Source organism: Streptomyces sp. NPDC051322 (genome assembly GCF_040689485.1).
Lineage (GTDB): Bacteria > Actinomycetota > Actinomycetes > Streptomycetales > Streptomycetaceae > Streptomyces.
In genome coordinates this window covers 294,943-311,833 of record NZ_JBFBAK010000008.1, presented here as the reverse complement: position 1 = coordinate 311,833, position 16,891 = coordinate 294,943, and the positions used below count along the sequence as shown (strand labels likewise).

Below are 16,891 nucleotides of genomic sequence, written 5' to 3'. Positions count from 1 at the left end.
GTTCACCCACACATTGGAGATCGACATCTGGGAGGGCACCTTACCCGGCAGTACGCCTGCGGGACACCTTCCGCCGACGACGCAGCACGATCGGCAGGGCGCCGGCGAATCCCAGCGCTCCCGGACCCAGCGCAGCAGCGGCGTTGATACCCGGCTGGTCGAATGTGCCGGGGACGCCCAGCCACGACCAGCGGGTGACCGGCCAGACCACGGTGAAGGCCCGACCGACGACCTGGTCCACGGAAACCGTGCCACCGCCCTTCAGATTCTGGTGGTAGCGGGAGTCCAGCGAGTCCTGTCGGTGATCACCCATCACCCAGATCCGGCCCTTGGGCACGTTGATCGGCCCGAACGGCTGATCGTCGCAGGGCGTGTTTCCCGGGTAGATGTACGACTTCTCGGAGAGCGCCTTGCCATTGACCATGACCGGCCCTCCCTTCTTGCACTCCACGGTGTCGCCGCCGACCGCGATGACCCGCTTGATCAGGTCTTTCTCGTTCGCCGATGGCATCAGACCGATGAAACTGAGGAACTTCTGCGCCACGTTCGGGTTCGGCGTCGGTTCTCCCTCGAGCCAGCCGCCCGGGTCGTGGAAGACGACCACCTCGCCGCGCTCGGGCTCCGAACCGAACCACGGAGTGAGCTTGTCCACCAGCACGCGGTCCCCCACCAGGAGGGTGTTCTGCATCGACTCCGACGGGATGGAGAACGCCTGCACCAGGAAAGTCTTGATCAACAGGGCGAGAACCAGCGCGATACCGATGAGGATCGGCAGCTCCTTCCAGAAGGAACGCTGATTCCTGGCAGCCCGGTCACCCCTGTTCGGACCACCGTCCCGGTCCGGTCCGTCGGATCCGCCCGGCCCGCCGGATCCGTCCCGCCCGCCGGGCCCGCTGTGCACGCCGGCGTCAGAATCTTCGTTCTCTGCGCCACCGACGGGCGACCCGGGCCGGTCCTCCGGCTCGTCGTGTCCGGATCGTGCGCCGACCGCCACGTCCCCCACATCCACTCCTCACTCCGTGTCGTCGCCTGTCCCGAAGAAGGCGCAGGCCCACCACTCCCATAACGAGCGGGAGTTCCACAGGAGTCGGGGGCCGGGCCATTCGGTGCCGATCCTGGAAACCCAGACTATTCGACGCGCCGGGCGCAGCCGACGATCCGGTCGCTCCGGCTGCCACCGAGGAGAACGTCTTCGGCTCACTCAGGCGGGTCCAGTGTCCGAACGGCCACGCGATGACCTCGGCCCGTCCGATCACCCCGTCCACCGAGACCGTCCCCTGGAAGGCCTCATTGAGATGGAAACGCGAATCCGCCGAGTTCGACCGGTGGTCGCCCATCACGAAGATCCTGCCCACCGGAACCTTCACCTGGAATTTCAGCGTCGACGGCGGATTCCCCGGGTGCAGGTAGGGCTCGTCCAGCGGGATCCCGTTGACGGTGACCTTGCCGTTTGCGTCGCAGCACTTCACGGTGTCGCCGCCGACCCCGATGACCCGCTTGATCAGATCCTGTTCGTCGTTCGATGGCAGCAGACCGATGAAGGTGAGCCCCTCCTTGACCTGTTTGACGCCCACCGGATCGTTGTTCGCCTGCTGCTCCTCGGGCGGCAGCCAGTGGCCGGGATCCCGGAAGACGACGACATCCCCGCGGTGCGGCTGCCAGCCGAACCACGGGGTGAACTTGTTGACCAGTACCCGGTCGCCGATTCGGATCGTTTCTTCCATCGAACCCGAAGGGATGACGAAGGCCTGCACCAGAAACGTCTTGAGCACCAGCGCGATCAGCACCGCGACGACGATCAGAAGGGGGACCTCCTTCACCGCCGAGCGGCGCCGCCGCCGCTTGACCTTGCGGGCGAGTTTCCGCCGCTCGGCACGGGTCGGCAACGACCTCTCGCCGGTCGGCCGGCTCCCCGTGGGCAGCCGCTCGTCGTCCTCCCGGTCCGGGCGGACCCGCCCCCGGTTACCCATGTGCGCCGCCGGCCGCGGGGACGTGCGCGAAGGCCCCGGTCCGGGTCAGCGAGGACCAGCGACCGAAGGGCCAGCCGATCCAGCCGGCCCGGCCGATGACCTTGTCGACGGGGACCGTGCCGCCGCCGGGCTCACCGAGGTGGTCGCGGGAGTCACTGGAGCGAGACCTGTGGTCGCCCATGACCCAGAGTCTCCCGTCGGGCACGACGATGTCGAAGGGCACCTTCGACGGAGGATTGCCCGGATACAGATACCGCTCGTCCACCGGCCGCCCGTTCACTTCGAGCCTCCTCCGCTTGTCACAGCAGACCACGTGATCTCCGCCCACACCCACCACCCGCTTGATGTAGTCGGTATCGGCGGGCTCGGCCAGCCCCAGCGCGGCGGCCGCTCCGTGCAGTATCCGGGCGACCGGATTCTGCGACGGCGCCTCCTGCACGAAGGACCCGGTGCCGTCGAACACGACCACGTCCCCGCGGTGCGGCACGGAGCCGAAGCGGTATGCCAGCTTGTTCACCAGGACCCGGTCACCCACCTGGAGCGTGGGCTCCATCGAGCCGCTGGGGATCAGAAACGGCTGCATCACGAAGTGGCTCAGGAGCAGCAGGAAGACGGCGCAGACCAGGGCCAGCAACCCGGCCCTGCGCCACGGTCCTTCGGCATACCCGGAGTACCTGGAGAAACGCATGGAGCGCGACCTCTGTCCCGCGCCGGACGCATCCGGGCCGGGAGAGAGGTCACGCTCCATGTGCTGTGCTTCGGTGTCCATCGGGGCCAGAGCTTATCCGGCCGCGCTGTGGACTCAGTTGTCGCGCTTCTCCTTGATCTTCGCAGCCTTGCCGCGCAGCTCACGGAGGTAGTAGAGCTTCGCGCGGCGGACGTCACCGCGGGAGACCAGCTCGATCTTCTCGAAGATGGGGCTGTTCACCGGGAAGGTGCGCTCGACGCCGACGGAGAAGGAGACCTTGCGGACCGTGAAGGTCTCGCTGACGCCCGCACCCTGGCGGCGGATGACGACACCCTTGAACTGCTGGATACGCGAGCGGTTGCCCTCGATCACGCGGACGTGAACGTTGACGGTGTCACCGGGACGGAAGGCCGGAAGGTCGCTCCGCAGGGATGCGGCGTTGACGTCGTTGAGCAGGCTGGACATGATCTTCTGCTTTCTTCGCCGATGCCACAGGTCATCGACGGAATCATCGTGATGAGTTCGGGAGCTGATCGCGTCGGACGGTCGTCGTTCCCCCTGTGGCAGGGGCGCACGCCGGACGTACAGCAGCGGCCTATTCTTCCACGGCTCGGGGCTCTCGCCCAAATCGTCCTCCGGGCCCCTGCTTCCAGCCGAGGATGGAGAGCATCTCGCGGTCCTTCTTGTCGAAGGAGGCGGGGTCGCTGCGCTCCAGCAGATCCGGCCTGTTGAGGTCCGTACGACGGAACGCCTCGTCCCGTCGCCAGCGGGCGATCCTGCCGTGGTGGCCGCTGAGCAGCACGTCCGGGATGCCACGGCCGCGCCACTCGGGGGGTTTGGTGTAGACGGGACCCTCGAGGAGGTCGGCCATCGCGCCCGCGGCGAAGGAGTCGTCGCGATGCGACTCGGCGTTGCCGAGCACACCGGGCAGCAACCGGGCCACCGCTTCCGTGATCACCAGTACGGCAGCCTCGCCGCCGGCCAGCACGTAATCCCCGATGGAGATCTCGTACACCGGCATCCGGGTCGCATACTCGTCGACGACCCGGCGGTCGATGCCCTCGTACCTCGCCGGTGTGAAGATCAGCCAGGGACGCTCGGAGAGTTCGACCGCCACCTGCTGAGTGAAGGGGCGCCCGCTGGGCGTGGGAACGACCAGCACCGGCGCACCGGCACCTGCCTCGTATCCAGCGGCCAGCACCTCGTCCAGCGCATCGCCCCACGGCTCGGTCTTCATGACCATGCCGGGGCCGCCACCGTAAGGGGTGTCGTCGACCGTGTTGTGCCGGTCGTGCGTCCAGTCGCGCAGGTCGTGCACCTGTACGTCCAGCCGGCCACGGGCGCGTGCCTTCCCGACCAGCGAGACGTTCAGCGGCTCCAGATATTCGGGGAAGATCGTGACGACGTCGAGCCGCATCAGTCCTCATCCCTGCTCGAGGCCGTCTCGGCCTCGCTGTCGTCGATGAGGCCGGGCGGCGGGTCGATGACGGCCTGCTGCTTTCCCAGGTCGATCGAGGTGACGATCTCCTCGACGAAGGGGATCATGACCTCACTGCCGTCCGGCCGTTCCACGATGAAGAGGTCCTGCGAGGGCAGATGGCTGATCTCGGTGATCCGGCCGATCTCCGTGCCGTCGGCGAACACCACGTCGAGGTCCATCAGCTGATGGTCGTAGTACTCGTCCGGGTCCTCGGGCAGTTGTTCCGGGTCGATCTCCGCGATCAACAGCGTATTGCGGAGGGCTTCGGCGGCCGTTCGATCGTTGACGCCCTCGAAACGCAGCAGCAGCCTGCCGCTGTGCACCCGGCCCGTCTCGATGGTCAGCGGGCCGGCCGGTGCCGGGTCGGTGGCGAGTACGGCGCCGGGTCCGAGCCGCAGTTCGGGCTCGTCCGTGCGTACCTCGACGGTGACTTCGCCCTTGATGCCGTGGGCACGGCCGATCCGCGCGACTACCAACTGCACCTGCGTCACTCCTGTCGTACGACGACGGGCCGGGGACGGCTCGTAAGCCCTCCCCGGCCCGAGCCGGTGTTCAACTCTTGCTCAGCGGACCTGGTCCACGTCGACGAGGTCGACGCGGATGCCACGGCCGCCGATGGCGCCCACGACCGTGCGCAGGGCGCGTGCGGTGCGGCCGTTGCGGCCGATCACCTTACCGAGGTCTTCGGGGTGCACCCGGACCTCCAGCACCTGCCCGCGACGCAGGTTGCGCGAGGCGACCTGAACATCGTCGGGATTGTCGACGATGCCCTTCACGAGGTGCTCGAGAGCCTCCTCGAGCATGCTCAGGCCTCGGTCGACTCGGTGGAGTCAGCGGCCGGAGCCGCCTCGTCCGCCTTCTTGTCGGCCTTCTTCGCCTTGGGGGTGATTGCCTCCCCCTTCGGCTCGCCGTCCTCGATGGACTTGGCGAACGCCTCGAACGCGGCGCGCTTGTCGGCCTTGGGCTCCGGCTGGAGCAGCGGCTTGGGGGCCGGAAGACCCTTGTGCGCCTGCCAGTCACCGGTGAGCTTGAGGATCGCCAGGACCGGCTCGGTCGGCTGGGCGCCGACGGACAGCCAGTACTGCGCGCGCTCCGAGTTGACCTCGATGCGCGAGGGGTTCTGCACCGGGTGGTACAGGCCGATCTCCTCGATGGCCCGGCCGTCACGGCGGGTACGGGAGTCGGCGACGACGATGCGGTAGTGAGGCGAACGGATCTTGCCCAGACGCTTCAGCTTGATCTTGACTGCCACGGGAGTGGTGTCTCCTGGTCTTGACGTGGTTGGGCACAACGGGATGCCACGTGGGGTTGCGGCACTCGGGTGCCCGATGGACGCGTCAGCCGGAGGACGAGAGGGTTCCTGTGCGGCTGTCGAGTACAGCTGTTCATTGTGCCATACGTCCGCACGCGCGGTGACCCCCACCGTCGGCCGGCGCTCCCGGCCCCGGAAGTGGTGCCCCGGACCACTGAGGTCAGCCGGCGGCAGCCACCGCCTCCGGGATCCGGAAGGCGTTCCCGCAGCCACCGCAGACAATGGGTGCCTGGGCCAGCACGGAGGGAACCACCCGGACGTTGCGTCCGCAGTCGCAGACCGCCTTCACCCGGACGCCGCCACCGGAGGAACCGTGCCGGGCCGCCGGTCCGCGGAACGAGCGCTTGGTGTCCGCCGCCGTGGCGACGGTGTGCGCCTTCAGGGCGCGCTGCAGCCGCTCGATGGTCGGGCGGTATCTGCGCTTCGCCTCCGGATTGAGCGAGACCAGCGAGAAACCGCTGCTGGGGTGCGGCTCCTCGGGATGGTCCAGGCCCATCTCCTCTGCGATCGCCAGGAATCGGCGGTTGTGGTAGCGGCCGGCTCGGGAGGTGTCGCGGACACCTCGCGCAGCGGCGATGCCGTGGACTGCCTCATGGAGCAGTCGCTCGAAGGAGAGTTCTGCGCCACATGCGGACGAGGACTCGCCGATCAGGGACTCGGGCGCGGCTAGATCCGGCAGCTCGGGGTGGTACCGCTGAATATCGGCCCACGCCTGCGCCAGCTCTGCGGCGAGGACAGTTGGTGTCGTGCTCACGTCTACCCAACGAGCCGGAGCGCCGCTGTGTTCCTATTCCGGGGCATCCCAAATAATTTGCACGTACCCGTCAGTTGCCATTGATGCGTCCGGACGAGGGCGGGTGCGCTGATCTGCGGAGAAGCCTCACAGCTCACACCAAGGTGGTACGTAGGGTTGCGTACGCCCCGGCGCGCAGGACGGCCTCCCACGCCGGTACGAAACCTGTCGGCCGCCGCGCAAGGAGCATTCCGGCCGGCTTGCGGCCCCGGGCCGACCGCGCGCGGGCCGATCTCCGCGAGAGTCAGTACGCGCGGGCCACCAGAGCGACCGTACCGGGCTCGTCGTCCGTCTCCGGCACCGACCCGTCCTCGGCGACCAGGCACCGTACGGACACCGCCTGTTCGGCGAGTCCCGCCTCACCCGCCGGACCCAGATCGGCCCACCGGATACGCGCCCAGCCGCCGGCCGCCGCGACCTCGGCAGCCTCCCCGGCCGTGGCGACGTCGCTGGTGCGGGATTCCCGGCGCTCGCGGGATTCCCGCAGCAGCCGGGTCTGTGCCTCCTCCAGAACCGTGGGCAGCAGCGCGGCCAGGCCATCGATCGGCACGGACTCCTTGGCGCCCCGGCCATCGGGCTGCACCACCCGCCGCACCAGCGTCACGGTGCCGGCCGCGAGATCGCGCGGGCCGACCTCGATCCGTACCGGCACGCCCTTGAGCTCCCAGTCGACGCTCCGGCGGCCGAACGGGGTGTCGGTGCGGTCGTCGACCTGGACACGGATTCCCACGGCCCGGAGGACGTCACCGATCGTGCGGGCCTTCGCCACCGCCTCGTCGCCCTTGATGGCGACCACCACGACCTGGACGGCTGCCAGTCGGGGCGGCACCCGCAGACCGCTGTCGTCACCGTGCGACATGATCAGTCCGCCGACCATCCGGGTCGAAGCACCCCAGGAGGTCTGCCAGACCAGCTCCTGACGGCCGTCCTTCGACAGGTAGCGGGTGTGGAACGCCTGGGCGAAGTTGGTGCCGAGCTCATGGCTCGTTCCCATCTGCAAGGCCTTCCCGTCCCCCATCATCCCTTCGAGGGTGAGCGTGTTGATGGCTCCGGCGAACCGTTCCCTGGCGGTCTTGCGACCCAGCACCACGTCGATTCCGAGCACCTGCGTCATGAAGTCGGCGTAGACGTTCCGGTGGATGTGCGCGGCGAAGTCCCGGGCCTGCGTTCGGTCGGCGTGGGCCGTGTGTCCCTCCTGCCACAGGAATTCAGTCGTTCGGAGGAACACCCTCGGCCGCATCTCCCAACGGACCACATTGGCCCACTGATTGATCATCAACGGCAGGTCCCGATAGCTCTGCACCCACTTCGAGAAGTATTCATTGACGATCGTCTCGGAGGTGGGCCGCACGACGACCGGCTCCTCCAGCTCCTTACCGCCCGCCTGCGTGACCACCGCCAGCTCGGGTGCGAAGCCCTCGACGTGCTCAGCTTCGCGACTCAGGTAAGACTGGGGGATGAAGAGCGGGAAGTAGGCGTTCTGAACACCCGCCTGCTTGATGCGGGCGTCCAGCTCCTGCTGCATCCGCTCCCACAGCCCGTAGCCGTACGGGCGGATGACCATGGTGCCGCGCACCGGGCCGTTGTCCGCCAGTTCGGCCTTATTGATCAGGTCCTGGTACCAGCGGGGGAAATCGTCCGCTCGGGGCGTGAGAACGGGAGCCTTTGCCATGGCGCGAATCGTACGGCGGGTGCCGCCGGGACCGTGAGCATTTAATCGCCCGGAGGCGCATGACCAGGGCGCATGAACGGCTCGCACAAGCATTGCCTCACCACCCCTGGACTTGAGCGCGGATGCGCAGTTCTCTGGCATACGAGCAGTTCTCCGGCATACGAGGAGAGTGCGCGCACAGCTGCACGGGGGCCGGCAATTCAGAGCACAACTGATCTCTCGGCGAATTGGGGCGCTTTCGATGGCATCAACGCTCGTCCGTAACCAGCGGCACGCGGCAGTGGCTCCTTCTGCGGAAGCGATTGCACGGGCCCGCGACTGGGCCGAGATCCAGGAACGGATGCTCGTCCCGCTGTACGAAGCGGTCTACAAGCGGCTGGACGCCGGCAGCGGTACGCGGCTGCTGGGCATCGGCTGCGGCTCAGGCCTCGCACTGCTGATCGCGGCCGCCCGCGGGGCCGCCGTCACCGGTGTGGACACGCACGCCGAGCGGGTCGCGCTGGCCCGCGAGCGGCTGCTCCCGGACGGGGCGAAGGAACAGTCCCCGGCGCGCACCGGAAGGGGTGCGCCCCGCCTGGTGCACGGCGGTCCGGCCGATGTCTCCGATGCCACCCTGCCGGCCTACAACCTGCTCACCGCCTTCGAGCCGATCGGCTGCGTGGCGGGCGACTCGGACGGGCTGCGGCCCGCGATCGTGGACGCCCTGCCGCTCACCGAGCGCGGCAGTGCCGTGGTGCTCACCGGCTGGGGCCCGCCCGAGCGCTGTGCCACCTCGGCGGTCCTGCGGGTCGCCACCCGACTGGCCGACGGGCCGCGTCAGCCGCTCAGGGACGAACTGGAAGAGGTCGCGGCACAGGCCGGGCTGCGGCTCGACGGCTCGGGCCGGGTGGCCTGCCCGTTCGGTTACGCGGACATCAGGAGCGCGGTGCGCGGCCTGCTCTCCACCGGGCTGTTCGACGCGGCGATACAAGCAACGGACCGCGCGCAGGTCGAAAAGGAGGTCGCCGAGGCGCTCCATCCCCATCTGCGTCGCGACGGCACCGTCTGGATGCCGAACATCTTCCGCTACGTGGTCGCGCGCACCCCGTGAAGGGGTACGGAGAACGGCCCGCACCCCGAGGGATGCGGGCCGTTCTCCTTCGATGACTCCGTGGCTTCGCCGGCTCCGGTATCGCCGGGTCAGCCCATGAACTTCTTGAACTCGTCGGGGAGCTCGAAGTTCTGGTTGTCCTCGGCGGCCGGCAGTCCGGGTGTGCCGCCCTGCTCCCGGCGCAGTGCTGCGGCCTGCTCCTCGGCCTTGCGCTTCATCGGGTTGCCGCTCTTGCGCTTGCCCTTGGCCTGCTTCTGCTGCTTCTTCTGCCGACCGGGACCGCCACCCATCCCGGGCATCCCCGGCATTCCGGGCATGCCACCGCCCTGGGCCATCCGGGACATCATCTTGCGGGCCTCGAAGAACCGCTCCACCAGGCCCTTCACGGCGCTGACCTCGACGCCCGAGCCCTTGGCCACCCGGGCCCGGCGGGAACCGTTGATGATCGTCGGGTCCTGGCGCTCGGCCGGGGTCATCGACTTGATCATCGCGGCGATGCGGTCCACATCCCGGTCGTCGATGCTGTTGATCTGTTCCTTCATCTGCCCCATTCCGGGCAGCATGCCGAGCAGCTTGGAGATGCTGCCCATCTTCCTGACCTGCTCCATCTGCGCCAGGAAGTCGTCGAGCGTGAAGTCCTTGCCCTTGCTGCTCGCCAGCTTGGAGGCCATCTTCTCGGCCTCGGCCTGGCTGAAGGTCTGCTCGGCCTTCTCGATCAGGCTGAGCATGTCGCCCATGCCGAGGATGCGGGATGCCATCCGGTCGGGGTGGAACGTGTCGAACTCGTCCAGCTTCTCGCCGTTGGACGCGAACATGATCTGGCGACCGGTGACATGGGAGATCGAGAGCGCGGCGCCGCCGCGGGCGTCACCGTCGAGCTTCGAGAGCACGACGCCGTCGAAACCGACACCGTCGCGGAAGGCCTCCGCGGTGTTGACGGCGTCCTGGCCGATCATCGCGTCGACGACGAACAGCACCTCGTCGGGGCTGACGGCGTCGCGGATGTCCGCGGCCTGCTGCATCAGCTCCTGGTCGATGCCGAGGCGGCCGGCGGTGTCCACCACGACCACGTCGTACTGCTTGGACTTGGCGAACTCGATGGAGTCCTGGGCGACCCTGACCGGGTCGCCGACGCCGTTGCCCGGCTCCGGGGCGTACACGGCGACGCCCGCCCGCTCGGCGACGACGCTCAGCTGGTTGACGGCGTTCGGGCGCTGCAGGTCGCAGGCCACGAGCAGGGGTGTGTGGCCCTGGCCCTTCAGCCACAGACCCAGCTTCCCCGCCAGGGTCGTCTTGCCCGCACCCTGCAGACCCGCGAGCATGATCACGGTCGGCGGCTGCTTGGCGAAGCGGAGGCGGCGGGTCTCGCCACCGAGGATGCCGATGAGCTCCTCGTTGACGATCTTGATGACCTGCTGCGCGGGGTTCAGTGCCTGAGAGACCTCGGCGCCGGCCGCGCGCTCCTTGACCTGCTTGATGAAGGCCCGGACGACGGGCAGCGCGACGTCCGCTTCGAGCAGGGCGATACGGATCTCGCGGGCTGTGGCGTCGATGTCCGCCTCGCTGAGGCGCCCTTTGCCCCGGAGGTTCTTGAACGTCGCTGCGAGGCGGTCGGAGAGGGTGTCGAACACGGCGGTCGCGGATCCTCGGGTCGGGGGAAGGGGGACGGTTGTCCCCCAGGGTATCCGCCCGGCGCGGACAGCAAGCCTGCGGCGGGGCTTTTCTCCGCGCCGGGGGCAAGCCCGGGCGGGCTCCGCGCCGGTTTCCGGGCGTCGGATCTGCCCCCGCGGGCAGGCCCCCGGCGGCGGCCTTATCCCCGCAGCGCCGCCTCCAGCCCGCGGGCCAGCTCCACTGCCGCGTCCGGCGGGAGCGGCTCCCCCTCCGGCCCCGTCACGTAGACCGTATCGACCGCGTTCGCCCCGAGCGTGGAGATGTGGGCGCTGCGCACCCGGATCCGCGGTACCTCCAGGGCCCGCCCGATCCGGTGCAGCAGCCCCGGCGCATCCTGTGCCCTGACCTCGATCACCGTGGCCAGCCGCGAGCCGGCGGGAGCGACCCGGACCGTCGGCGGCGGGGCCGTGGTGCCGCGACGGCGGGGATAGGCCGCTTCCCGTTCGGCCAGTCTGGCCCGGATGTCCAGCGAGCCGTCCAGCGCTCTGATGAGGTCCGCGCGCAGTCTCGCCGCCTGCGGCAGTGAGCCGTACTCCGCCGCCACCCGCCAGCTCAGCAGCAGCACGGCCGCCTGTTGACCGAGCTCGGTCGGCAGTTCCAGCGCGCGCAGATCGGCGGCCCGGACGGTGAGGCGGTGCAGTGCCAGCACGCCGGCCGCGGCCGGCAGGACGCCGGGTTGCTCGGGCAGGGCGATGAGCAGTTCCACGCCCACCGGCTCCGGGCTGTGGTCCTCGTGCGGAGCCTCCGGCCGGGCATGCAGCGCCAGCACCGGTTCGCGGGTGCGCAGCGCTTCGATCGCCAGCCGTTCGTGCTCCGCGCTGGGCGCCGCGGGTACGGGCTCGTCCGGGGCGTCCCCGGCCAGGACCGCGGCCACCCGCTTGACCAGGTCGGCCACCAGCGAGCCCCGCCAGGCCGACCAGGCCGCCGGTCCGGTGGCCAGTGCGTCGGCTTCGGTCAGCGCGTGCAGCAGCTCCAGGGTGGAAACCGACCGCACCGCGTCCGCCACCGAGCGGACGGTGGCCGGGTCGTCCAGGTCACGCCGGGTCGCGGTATCGATCAGCAGCAGGTGGTGACGGACCAGCGCGGCGAGCACCCCGATGTCCGTGGCGTCGAATCCGATCCGGCCGGCGACATCCCGGGTGATGACCTCACCGGCCGTCGAGTGGTCGCCCGGCCAGCCCTTGCCGATGTCGTGCAGCAGCGCAGCGACGAGCAGCAGGTCGGGGCGGCCCACCCGGCGGGTCAGTGCGGAGGCCCGGACCGCCGTCTCGACGAGATGCCGGTCCACCGTCCAGGTGTGCACGGGATTGCGCTGCGGCCTGCAGCGCACCCGCTCCCAGTCGGGCAGCAACCGGGTGATCAGCCCCTCGGCCTCCAATGCCTCCCACACCGGCACGGTGGACTCCCCCGCGCCGAGCAGCGTCACCAGCTGCTCACGTGCCTCGGCCGGCCAGGGCACCGGCAGCGGTCGCGCGCCGGCGGCCAGCCGCCGCACCGCGTGCAGGGAGATCGGCAGCCCCGCCTGGGCTGCCGCCGCAGCGGCCCGCAGCGGAAGAACCGGATCTCGCTCCGGCCTGGCCGTCCGGGCGAGCACCACCTCACCCTCCAGCTCGACGACGCCTTCGGCGAGCGGCGTCCGCTCGGCCACCGGGGCTTTGCCGCCCAGCAGGCTGCGCAGCCGGGGGCGGGCGGCGCGCGAGCGCAGCACCCGGTTGACCTCCCGCCAGGTGACGTCGCTCGCGTACGAGACGGTCCTGGCCGCCTCGTACACCTCGCGCAGCAGCACATCGGCGTCGAGCAGACCCAGCTCTGCGGCCACCTGGTCCTGCTCCTGGAGGGCGAGCCGGTCGGTGGCCCTGCCGGTCACCAGATGCAGCGCGTCCCGGGCATCGAGGAGCCGGCGGCGTGCCTCGTCGAGCCCCGCCCGCGGGGCGTCGGCCAGCCAGGAGGCGGCGACGGCACGCAGGGCGGTGGCGTCCCGGAGTCCTCCCCTGGCTTCCTTGAGATCGGGTTCCAGCAGGAACTGCAGCTCGCCCTGCCGCTCGGCTCGTTCCCGGCACAACTCGTACAGCTCGGGCAGCCGCTTGGGGGCCTGGTTGCGCCAGTCGGCGAGCACCGCGGTGCGCAGGCCGGACGAGAGTGTCAGGTCCCCGGCGACATGACGTGCGTCGAGCAGCCCGAGGTGCACCTTCAGGTCGTCGGCCGCGGTCCTGCGCGCCTCGCCCGGGGTCCGTACCGAATGGTCCAGTGCGATCCCCAGGTCCCACACCGGATACCAGACACGGTCGGCGAGCGCGGCGACGGCGCTCGCGTCCGATGTGCCGTCGTGCAGCAGCAGCAGGTCCAGGTCGCTGCGCGGTGACAGCTCGCCCCGCCCGTATCCGCCGACCGCCACCAGCGCCGCGCCGCGCACCCCTGCCGCCTCGGCCGCCGAGGTGAAGAGTGCACCGATCCACTCGTCCGTGAGTCCCGCGAGTGCGGAACGGCGCGGCGCCCCGGGCTGCGCCTTCTCCTGGAGGAGGCGCAGCCGGGCCGCCGCGTAACCGCTGGGTCCCGAGTCGTCGGTCCGGTCGTTGGTCCTGTCGGCGCTCGTCACCCGGCAGCTCCTGTCTCGGTCGTTCAGAGTGCGTCGGGACCGCGTTCGCCGGTCCTGACCCGGATCGCCGTTTCGACCGGAAGGCTCCACACCTTGCCGTCACCGATCTTGCCGGTCCTGGCGGCCTTCACCACCACATCGAGAAGGTCTTCGGAGTCGGCGTCGTCGACCAGAACCTCGATACGGATCTTCGGCACCAGGTCCACGGTGTATTCGGCTCCACGGTAGACCTCGGTGTGGCCGCGCTGGCGTCCGTAGCCGCTCGCCTCCGTGACGGTGAGCCCCTGGACCCCGAAGGCCTGCAGCGCCTCCTTGATCTCGTCGAGCCGGTGCGGCTTCACTACCGCGGTGATGAGCTTCATGCGTCCACCTTCTTGTTCTGGGTTCCCGCCGGGGTGCCGGACACGGGCCCGGTCGTGGTACGGGAGCCACCGCCCGTACCGCTGAAGTCGTAGGCCGTCTCGGCGTGCTCGTCCTGGTCGATGCCTGCGACTTCGACGTCCTCGGTGACCCGCATGCCCATGGCCTTGTCGATCAGGAAGGCCAGCGCCGCGGACGCGACCAGCGAGTAACCGAGAACCGAGAAGACCCCGATGGCCTGGATGCCCAGCTGGTGGAAGCCTCCGCCGTAGAAGACCCCGGCCACGTCGGACTGCACGCCGCCGGTGGCGAAGAAGCCGATGAGCAGCGAGCCGGCGATACCGCCGACCATGTGGACCCCGACGACATCGAGGGAGTCGTCGAATCCGAAGCGGTACTTGAGGCCCACCGCCATGGCGCAGAGGACTCCGGCGATGGCTCCGATGGCGATGGCGCCGAGCGGGCTGACGGCGCCACCGGACGGGGTGATGGCGACCAGGCCGGCGACGGCGCCGGAGGCGGCTCCGAGTGTGGTGAAGGAACCGTGGCGGAGCTTCTCGTAGCCGAGCCAGGCGAGCATCGCCGCCGCGGTGGCCACCTGGGTGTTGACGAACATCACCGCGCCGACGCCGTCGTCGTTACCGAGCCAGGACCCGGCGTTGAAACCGAACCAGCCGAACCAGAGAAGCGCGGCGCCGAGCATGACCAGCGGGAGGCTGTGCGGGCGCATCGGGTCCTTCTTGAAGCCGACGCGCTTGCCGATGACCAGAATCACGCCGAGGGCCGCGGCACCGGCGTTGATGTGGACCGCGGTGCCGCCGGCGAAGTCGATGACGCCCTTCTTGAAGAGCCAGCCGTCGGAGGCCCAGACCCAGTGCGCGACCGGGAAGTAGACGACGGTGGCCCACAGGGCGATGAACAGCGCCCAGGCGGTGAACTTCACCCGGTCGGCGAGCGCACCGCTGATCAGTGCGGGTGTGATGATCGCGAACATCAGCTGGAAGACCGCGAAGACGTAGATCGGGATGGTGTAGCCGGGCCACAGCTCGGTCAGGCCGATGCCGCTCAGTCCGAGGTAGTCCTTGGACCAGCCGAAGAATCCGTTGGCAGCGCCGAAGCTGACGCTGAACCCGTAGAGCACCCACAGGATCGTGATGATCCCGAGGCTGACGAAGCTCATCATCAGCATGTTCAGGGTGGACTTGACGCGGACCATGCCTCCGTAGAAGAAGGCCAGACCCGGTGTCATGACCATCACCAGGGCGGAGCAGATGAGCATGAACCCGGTGTTTGCGGAAGACAGCCTCGGGGCGTCTGCAGCAAGGGTCGTCATGATGCCTTGGGGCATCGGCGTCTCCTCGTCGTCGGGCGGCCGCGTGCGGGCGGGAGCTGTGGGGAGCTGCGAAGAAGTGCGGGCCGGTTATGCGCCTTGAGATTGGCCCCGCGCGGTTTCCGCCGATGCCGCACGATGTTTCGCCGCCGTGACGATGGAGCCGGGTGTGTTACGCCCGGATGAATTGCGGGGTCGGACCGGCCGCTGGTGGTGCCCCGCACACATCACAAACCGGCCACGACGCTCACCCTGTTGACCTGGCGCGGGGGAGCCGAGTCGGGCATCACGGGGTGTGCTGTCGTGGCCGGGGTTCTGTATGCCGCTCAGACCGCTTCGAGGGTCTCCGGCAGTTGCTCGGCAAGACGGTCGGTGAGGTCGATCACCGAGGGGACGTCACCGAAGTCCCGGACCGCGGTGTCGACGGTCTTGCGAAGCCTGGTGTTGACGCGTTCGGAGCGCACCCGCTTGGCGATGGTCAGCGCCTGGGTCGCGAGCAGCGCGGACTCTTCGGGTTGCCGCTTCAGCAGATGGACGGTGGCCATGCCGACGAGGTTCAGGGCGTACGAACGCTGGTGCTCGTCGTCCTTTCCGAAGAGCGTGACGGCTTGTGCCATCACCGGCTCGGCGAGCGAGGCGTAGGTGGGGCTGCGTCCTGCCACGTAGGCGAGATCGCGGAACGAGTGGCCGTTCTCGCCGTTCAGCTCGGCTTCGGAGAAGAAGCGGATCCAGTCGGGCTCCGGCTCGCCGTCGAGGGCCGCATCGGCGAAGGTGTCCTCGGCCATCCGGACGGCCCGTTTGCACTTGCTCGGCTGGCCCATGTTGGCGTAGGCGCGTGCCTCCATCGCATACAGCATCGCCTGGGTGCGCGGGGTGGCACATTCGCGGCTGCCGTACTGCGCGAGGTGGATGAGCTCCAATGCGTCGTCGGGGCGGCCCAGGTGGATCATCTGGCGACTCATGGACGAGAGGATGTAGGAGCCGAGGGGCTTGTCCCCGGCTTCCTTGGCGGCGTGCAGAGCGAGCACGAAGTACTTCTGCGCGGTGGGCTGGAGTCCCACGTCGTAACTCATCCAGCCGGCCAGCTCGGCCAGTTCGGCAGCGCAGCGGAAAAGCCGCTTGGCGGTGGCTCCCGGCTGGGGTTCCTGCAGCAGATCGGTGACCTCGTGGAGCTGCCCGACCACCGCCTTGCGGCGCAGACCGCCACCGCACTGGGCGTCCCACTGGCGGAACATCGCCGTGGTGGACTCCAGCAACTCCAACTCCGGCCCGGAGAGCTTGGAAGGGCGCCGGGAATGGCCCACTGGTTCCTCGGCCGAGGGCTCACCGGCCGGGGTGGGCACCAGCCAGCGCTGCATCGGCTCGATGAGCGAAGGGCCCGCGGCCAGCGCCAGTGACGTGCCGAGAAAGCCGCGCCTGGCGAGCATCAGGTCACTGCGCGAGAACTCGCTGAGCAGGGAAACCGTCTGCGGTCCTGCCCACGGCATGTCGATCCCGGACACCGAGGGCGACTGATGGGCCGAGCGCAGACCCAGGTCCTCGATGGCGACCACGCTGCCGAAGCGTTCGGAGAACAGCTCGGACAGGATGCGCGGAATCGGCTCACGCGGCTGCTCACCGTCCAGCCAGCGCCGCACCCGTGAGGTGTCGGTGCTGATGTGGTGGGCCCCCATCTGGCGCGCCCGGCGGTTCACCTGGCGGGCCAGCTCGCCCTTTGACCAGCCGCTGCGCACGAACCACGAGCTCAGCTGCTCGTTCGGGCGCTTCTCGGCGCTCGTGCCGCCGTCGCCATTGCCGCCCACTGGAACGCCCCCATTCCGCTAAGCCTGCTCACTCTGAAGCCCGATGACGCCAACTCATATCAGAACGACGGGAGTTGATGTTCGCCGTCCGGGGGCCTACCACCCGTCGAACAGAAAACCGACTTGC

General features: G+C 69.3%; 16 protein-coding genes. 1 reads left to right on the top strand and 15 read right to left on the bottom strand.

The genetic code is table 11. From position 1 onward, the window contains the following. Positions 1–40: 40 nt before the first annotated feature. The 10 genes from lepB (AB0436_RS20695) to proS all read right to left on the bottom strand — a co-directional run bounded on the left by lepB (AB0436_RS20695) (position 41) and on the right by proS (position 7,915). Positions 41–994, bottom strand: coding sequence for a signal peptidase I (gene lepB, locus AB0436_RS20695; RefSeq protein ID WP_366469352.1), 954 nt, complete (start codon positions 992–994; stop codon positions 41–43). Beyond that, positions 909–1,970, bottom strand: coding sequence for a signal peptidase I (gene lepB / locus AB0436_RS20690; RefSeq protein WP_366469351.1), 1,062 nt, complete (start codon positions 1,968–1,970; stop codon positions 909–911). The genes lepB (AB0436_RS20695) and lepB (AB0436_RS20690) overlap by 86 nt, the downstream gene beginning before the upstream one ends. Then, positions 1,963–2,739 carry a signal peptidase I gene (lepB, locus tag AB0436_RS20685; protein WP_366469350.1) on the bottom strand — a complete coding sequence of 259 codons (777 nt, stop codon included), beginning with the start codon at positions 2,737–2,739 and terminating at the stop codon, positions 1,963–1,965. The genes lepB (AB0436_RS20690) and lepB (AB0436_RS20685) overlap by 8 nt, the downstream gene beginning before the upstream one ends. Positions 2,740–2,772: 33 nt before the next feature. Next, the gene (gene rplS / locus AB0436_RS20680; RefSeq protein WP_365848928.1) at positions 2,773–3,123 is read right to left on the bottom strand and encodes a 50S ribosomal protein L19; all 351 of its coding nucleotides are present in this window, start codon (positions 3,121–3,123) and stop codon (positions 2,773–2,775) included. A gap of 130 nt (positions 3,124–3,253) precedes the next feature. Continuing rightward, entirely contained in the window at positions 3,254–4,075 is an 822-nt protein-coding gene (gene trmD / locus AB0436_RS20675; protein ID WP_366469349.1) for a tRNA (guanosine(37)-N1)-methyltransferase TrmD, read from the bottom strand. Then, positions 4,075–4,620, bottom strand: a complete 546-nt coding sequence (gene rimM, locus AB0436_RS20670) for a ribosome maturation factor RimM (RefSeq protein WP_366469348.1) — start codon at positions 4,618–4,620, stop codon at positions 4,075–4,077. The genes trmD and rimM overlap by 1 nt, the downstream gene beginning before the upstream one ends. 81 nt (positions 4,621–4,701) lie before the next feature. Continuing rightward, a complete protein-coding gene (locus AB0436_RS20665) occupies positions 4,702–4,941 on the bottom strand; it encodes an RNA-binding protein (RefSeq protein ID WP_042810017.1) in 240 nt (79 codons plus the stop codon). Positions 4,942–4,943: 2 nt separating this feature from the next. After that, positions 4,944–5,390 carry a 30S ribosomal protein S16 gene (gene rpsP / locus AB0436_RS20660; RefSeq protein ID WP_366469347.1) on the bottom strand — a complete coding sequence of 149 codons (447 nt, stop codon included), beginning with the start codon at positions 5,388–5,390 and terminating at the stop codon, positions 4,944–4,946. Between the two features lie 220 nt (positions 5,391–5,610). Continuing rightward, positions 5,611–6,204 (bottom strand): hypothetical protein, encoded by a 594-nt coding sequence (locus AB0436_RS20655; RefSeq protein ID WP_365848934.1) that lies wholly within the window; start codon positions 6,202–6,204, stop codon positions 5,611–5,613. Positions 6,205–6,487: 283 nt separating this feature from the next. Continuing rightward, positions 6,488–7,915, bottom strand: a complete 1,428-nt coding sequence (proS, locus tag AB0436_RS20650; RefSeq protein ID WP_366469346.1) for a proline--tRNA ligase — start codon at positions 7,913–7,915, stop codon at positions 6,488–6,490. Positions 7,916–8,156: 241 nt separating this feature from the next. On the opposite strand from proS, the gene AB0436_RS20645 reads away from it, so the two are divergent. Next, positions 8,157–9,005: a methyltransferase domain-containing protein gene (locus tag AB0436_RS20645; RefSeq protein ID WP_366469345.1), complete on the top strand. Its 849-nt coding sequence runs from the start codon at positions 8,157–8,159 to the stop codon at positions 9,003–9,005. A gap of 89 nt (positions 9,006–9,094) precedes the next feature. Here the strand turns inward: AB0436_RS20645 and ffh are convergent, their stop codons facing one another. The 5 genes from ffh to AB0436_RS20620 form a co-directional block, all read right to left on the bottom strand. Next, complete coding sequence (gene ffh / locus AB0436_RS20640; protein ID WP_366469344.1) at positions 9,095–10,636, bottom strand: signal recognition particle protein; 1,542 nt, start codon at positions 10,634–10,636, stop codon at positions 9,095–9,097. Positions 10,637–10,815: 179 nt separating this feature from the next. Continuing rightward, entirely contained in the window at positions 10,816–13,272 is a 2,457-nt protein-coding gene (locus tag AB0436_RS20635; RefSeq protein ID WP_366469343.1) for a [protein-PII] uridylyltransferase, read from the bottom strand. Between the two features lie 23 nt (positions 13,273–13,295). Further along, positions 13,296–13,634, bottom strand: a complete 339-nt coding sequence (locus AB0436_RS20630) for a P-II family nitrogen regulator (RefSeq protein WP_365848942.1) — start codon at positions 13,632–13,634, stop codon at positions 13,296–13,298. After that, complete coding sequence (locus tag AB0436_RS20625; RefSeq protein WP_366469342.1) at positions 13,631–14,980, bottom strand: ammonium transporter; 1,350 nt, start codon at positions 14,978–14,980, stop codon at positions 13,631–13,633. The genes AB0436_RS20630 and AB0436_RS20625 overlap by 4 nt, the downstream gene beginning before the upstream one ends. A gap of 308 nt (positions 14,981–15,288) precedes the next feature. Continuing rightward, a complete protein-coding gene (locus AB0436_RS20620) occupies positions 15,289–16,764 on the bottom strand; it encodes a hypothetical protein (protein WP_366469341.1) in 1,476 nt (491 codons plus the stop codon). Positions 16,765–16,891 lie beyond the last annotated feature (127 nt).

Bases quoted from the DNA above. Each gene is read 5' to 3' on its own strand.
- lepB (WP_366469351.1), bottom strand. From the start codon at position 1,970: ATGGGTAACCGGGGGCGGGTCCGCCCGGACCGGGAGGACGACGAGCGG.
- lepB (WP_366469350.1), bottom strand. From the start codon at position 2,739: ATGGACACCGAAGCACAGCACATGGAGCGTGACCTCTCTCCCGGCCCG.
- rplS (WP_365848928.1), bottom strand. From the start codon at position 3,123: ATGTCCAGCCTGCTCAACGACGTCAACGCCGCATCCCTGCGGAGCGAC.
- trmD (WP_366469349.1), bottom strand. From the start codon at position 4,075: ATGCGGCTCGACGTCGTCACGATCTTCCCCGAATATCTGGAGCCGCTG.
- AB0436_RS20665 (WP_042810017.1), bottom strand. From the start codon at position 4,941: ATGCTCGAGGAGGCTCTCGAGCACCTCGTGAAGGGCATCGTCGACAAT.
- proS (WP_366469346.1), bottom strand. From the start codon at position 7,915: ATGGCAAAGGCTCCCGTTCTCACGCCCCGAGCGGACGATTTCCCCCGC.
- AB0436_RS20645 (WP_366469345.1), top strand. From the start codon at position 8,157: ATGGCATCAACGCTCGTCCGTAACCAGCGGCACGCGGCAGTGGCTCCT.
- AB0436_RS20630 (WP_365848942.1), bottom strand. From the start codon at position 13,634: ATGAAGCTCATCACCGCGGTAGTGAAGCCGCACCGGCTCGACGAGATC.
- AB0436_RS20625 (WP_366469342.1), bottom strand. From the start codon at position 14,980: ATGCCCCAAGGCATCATGACGACCCTTGCTGCAGACGCCCCGAGGCTG.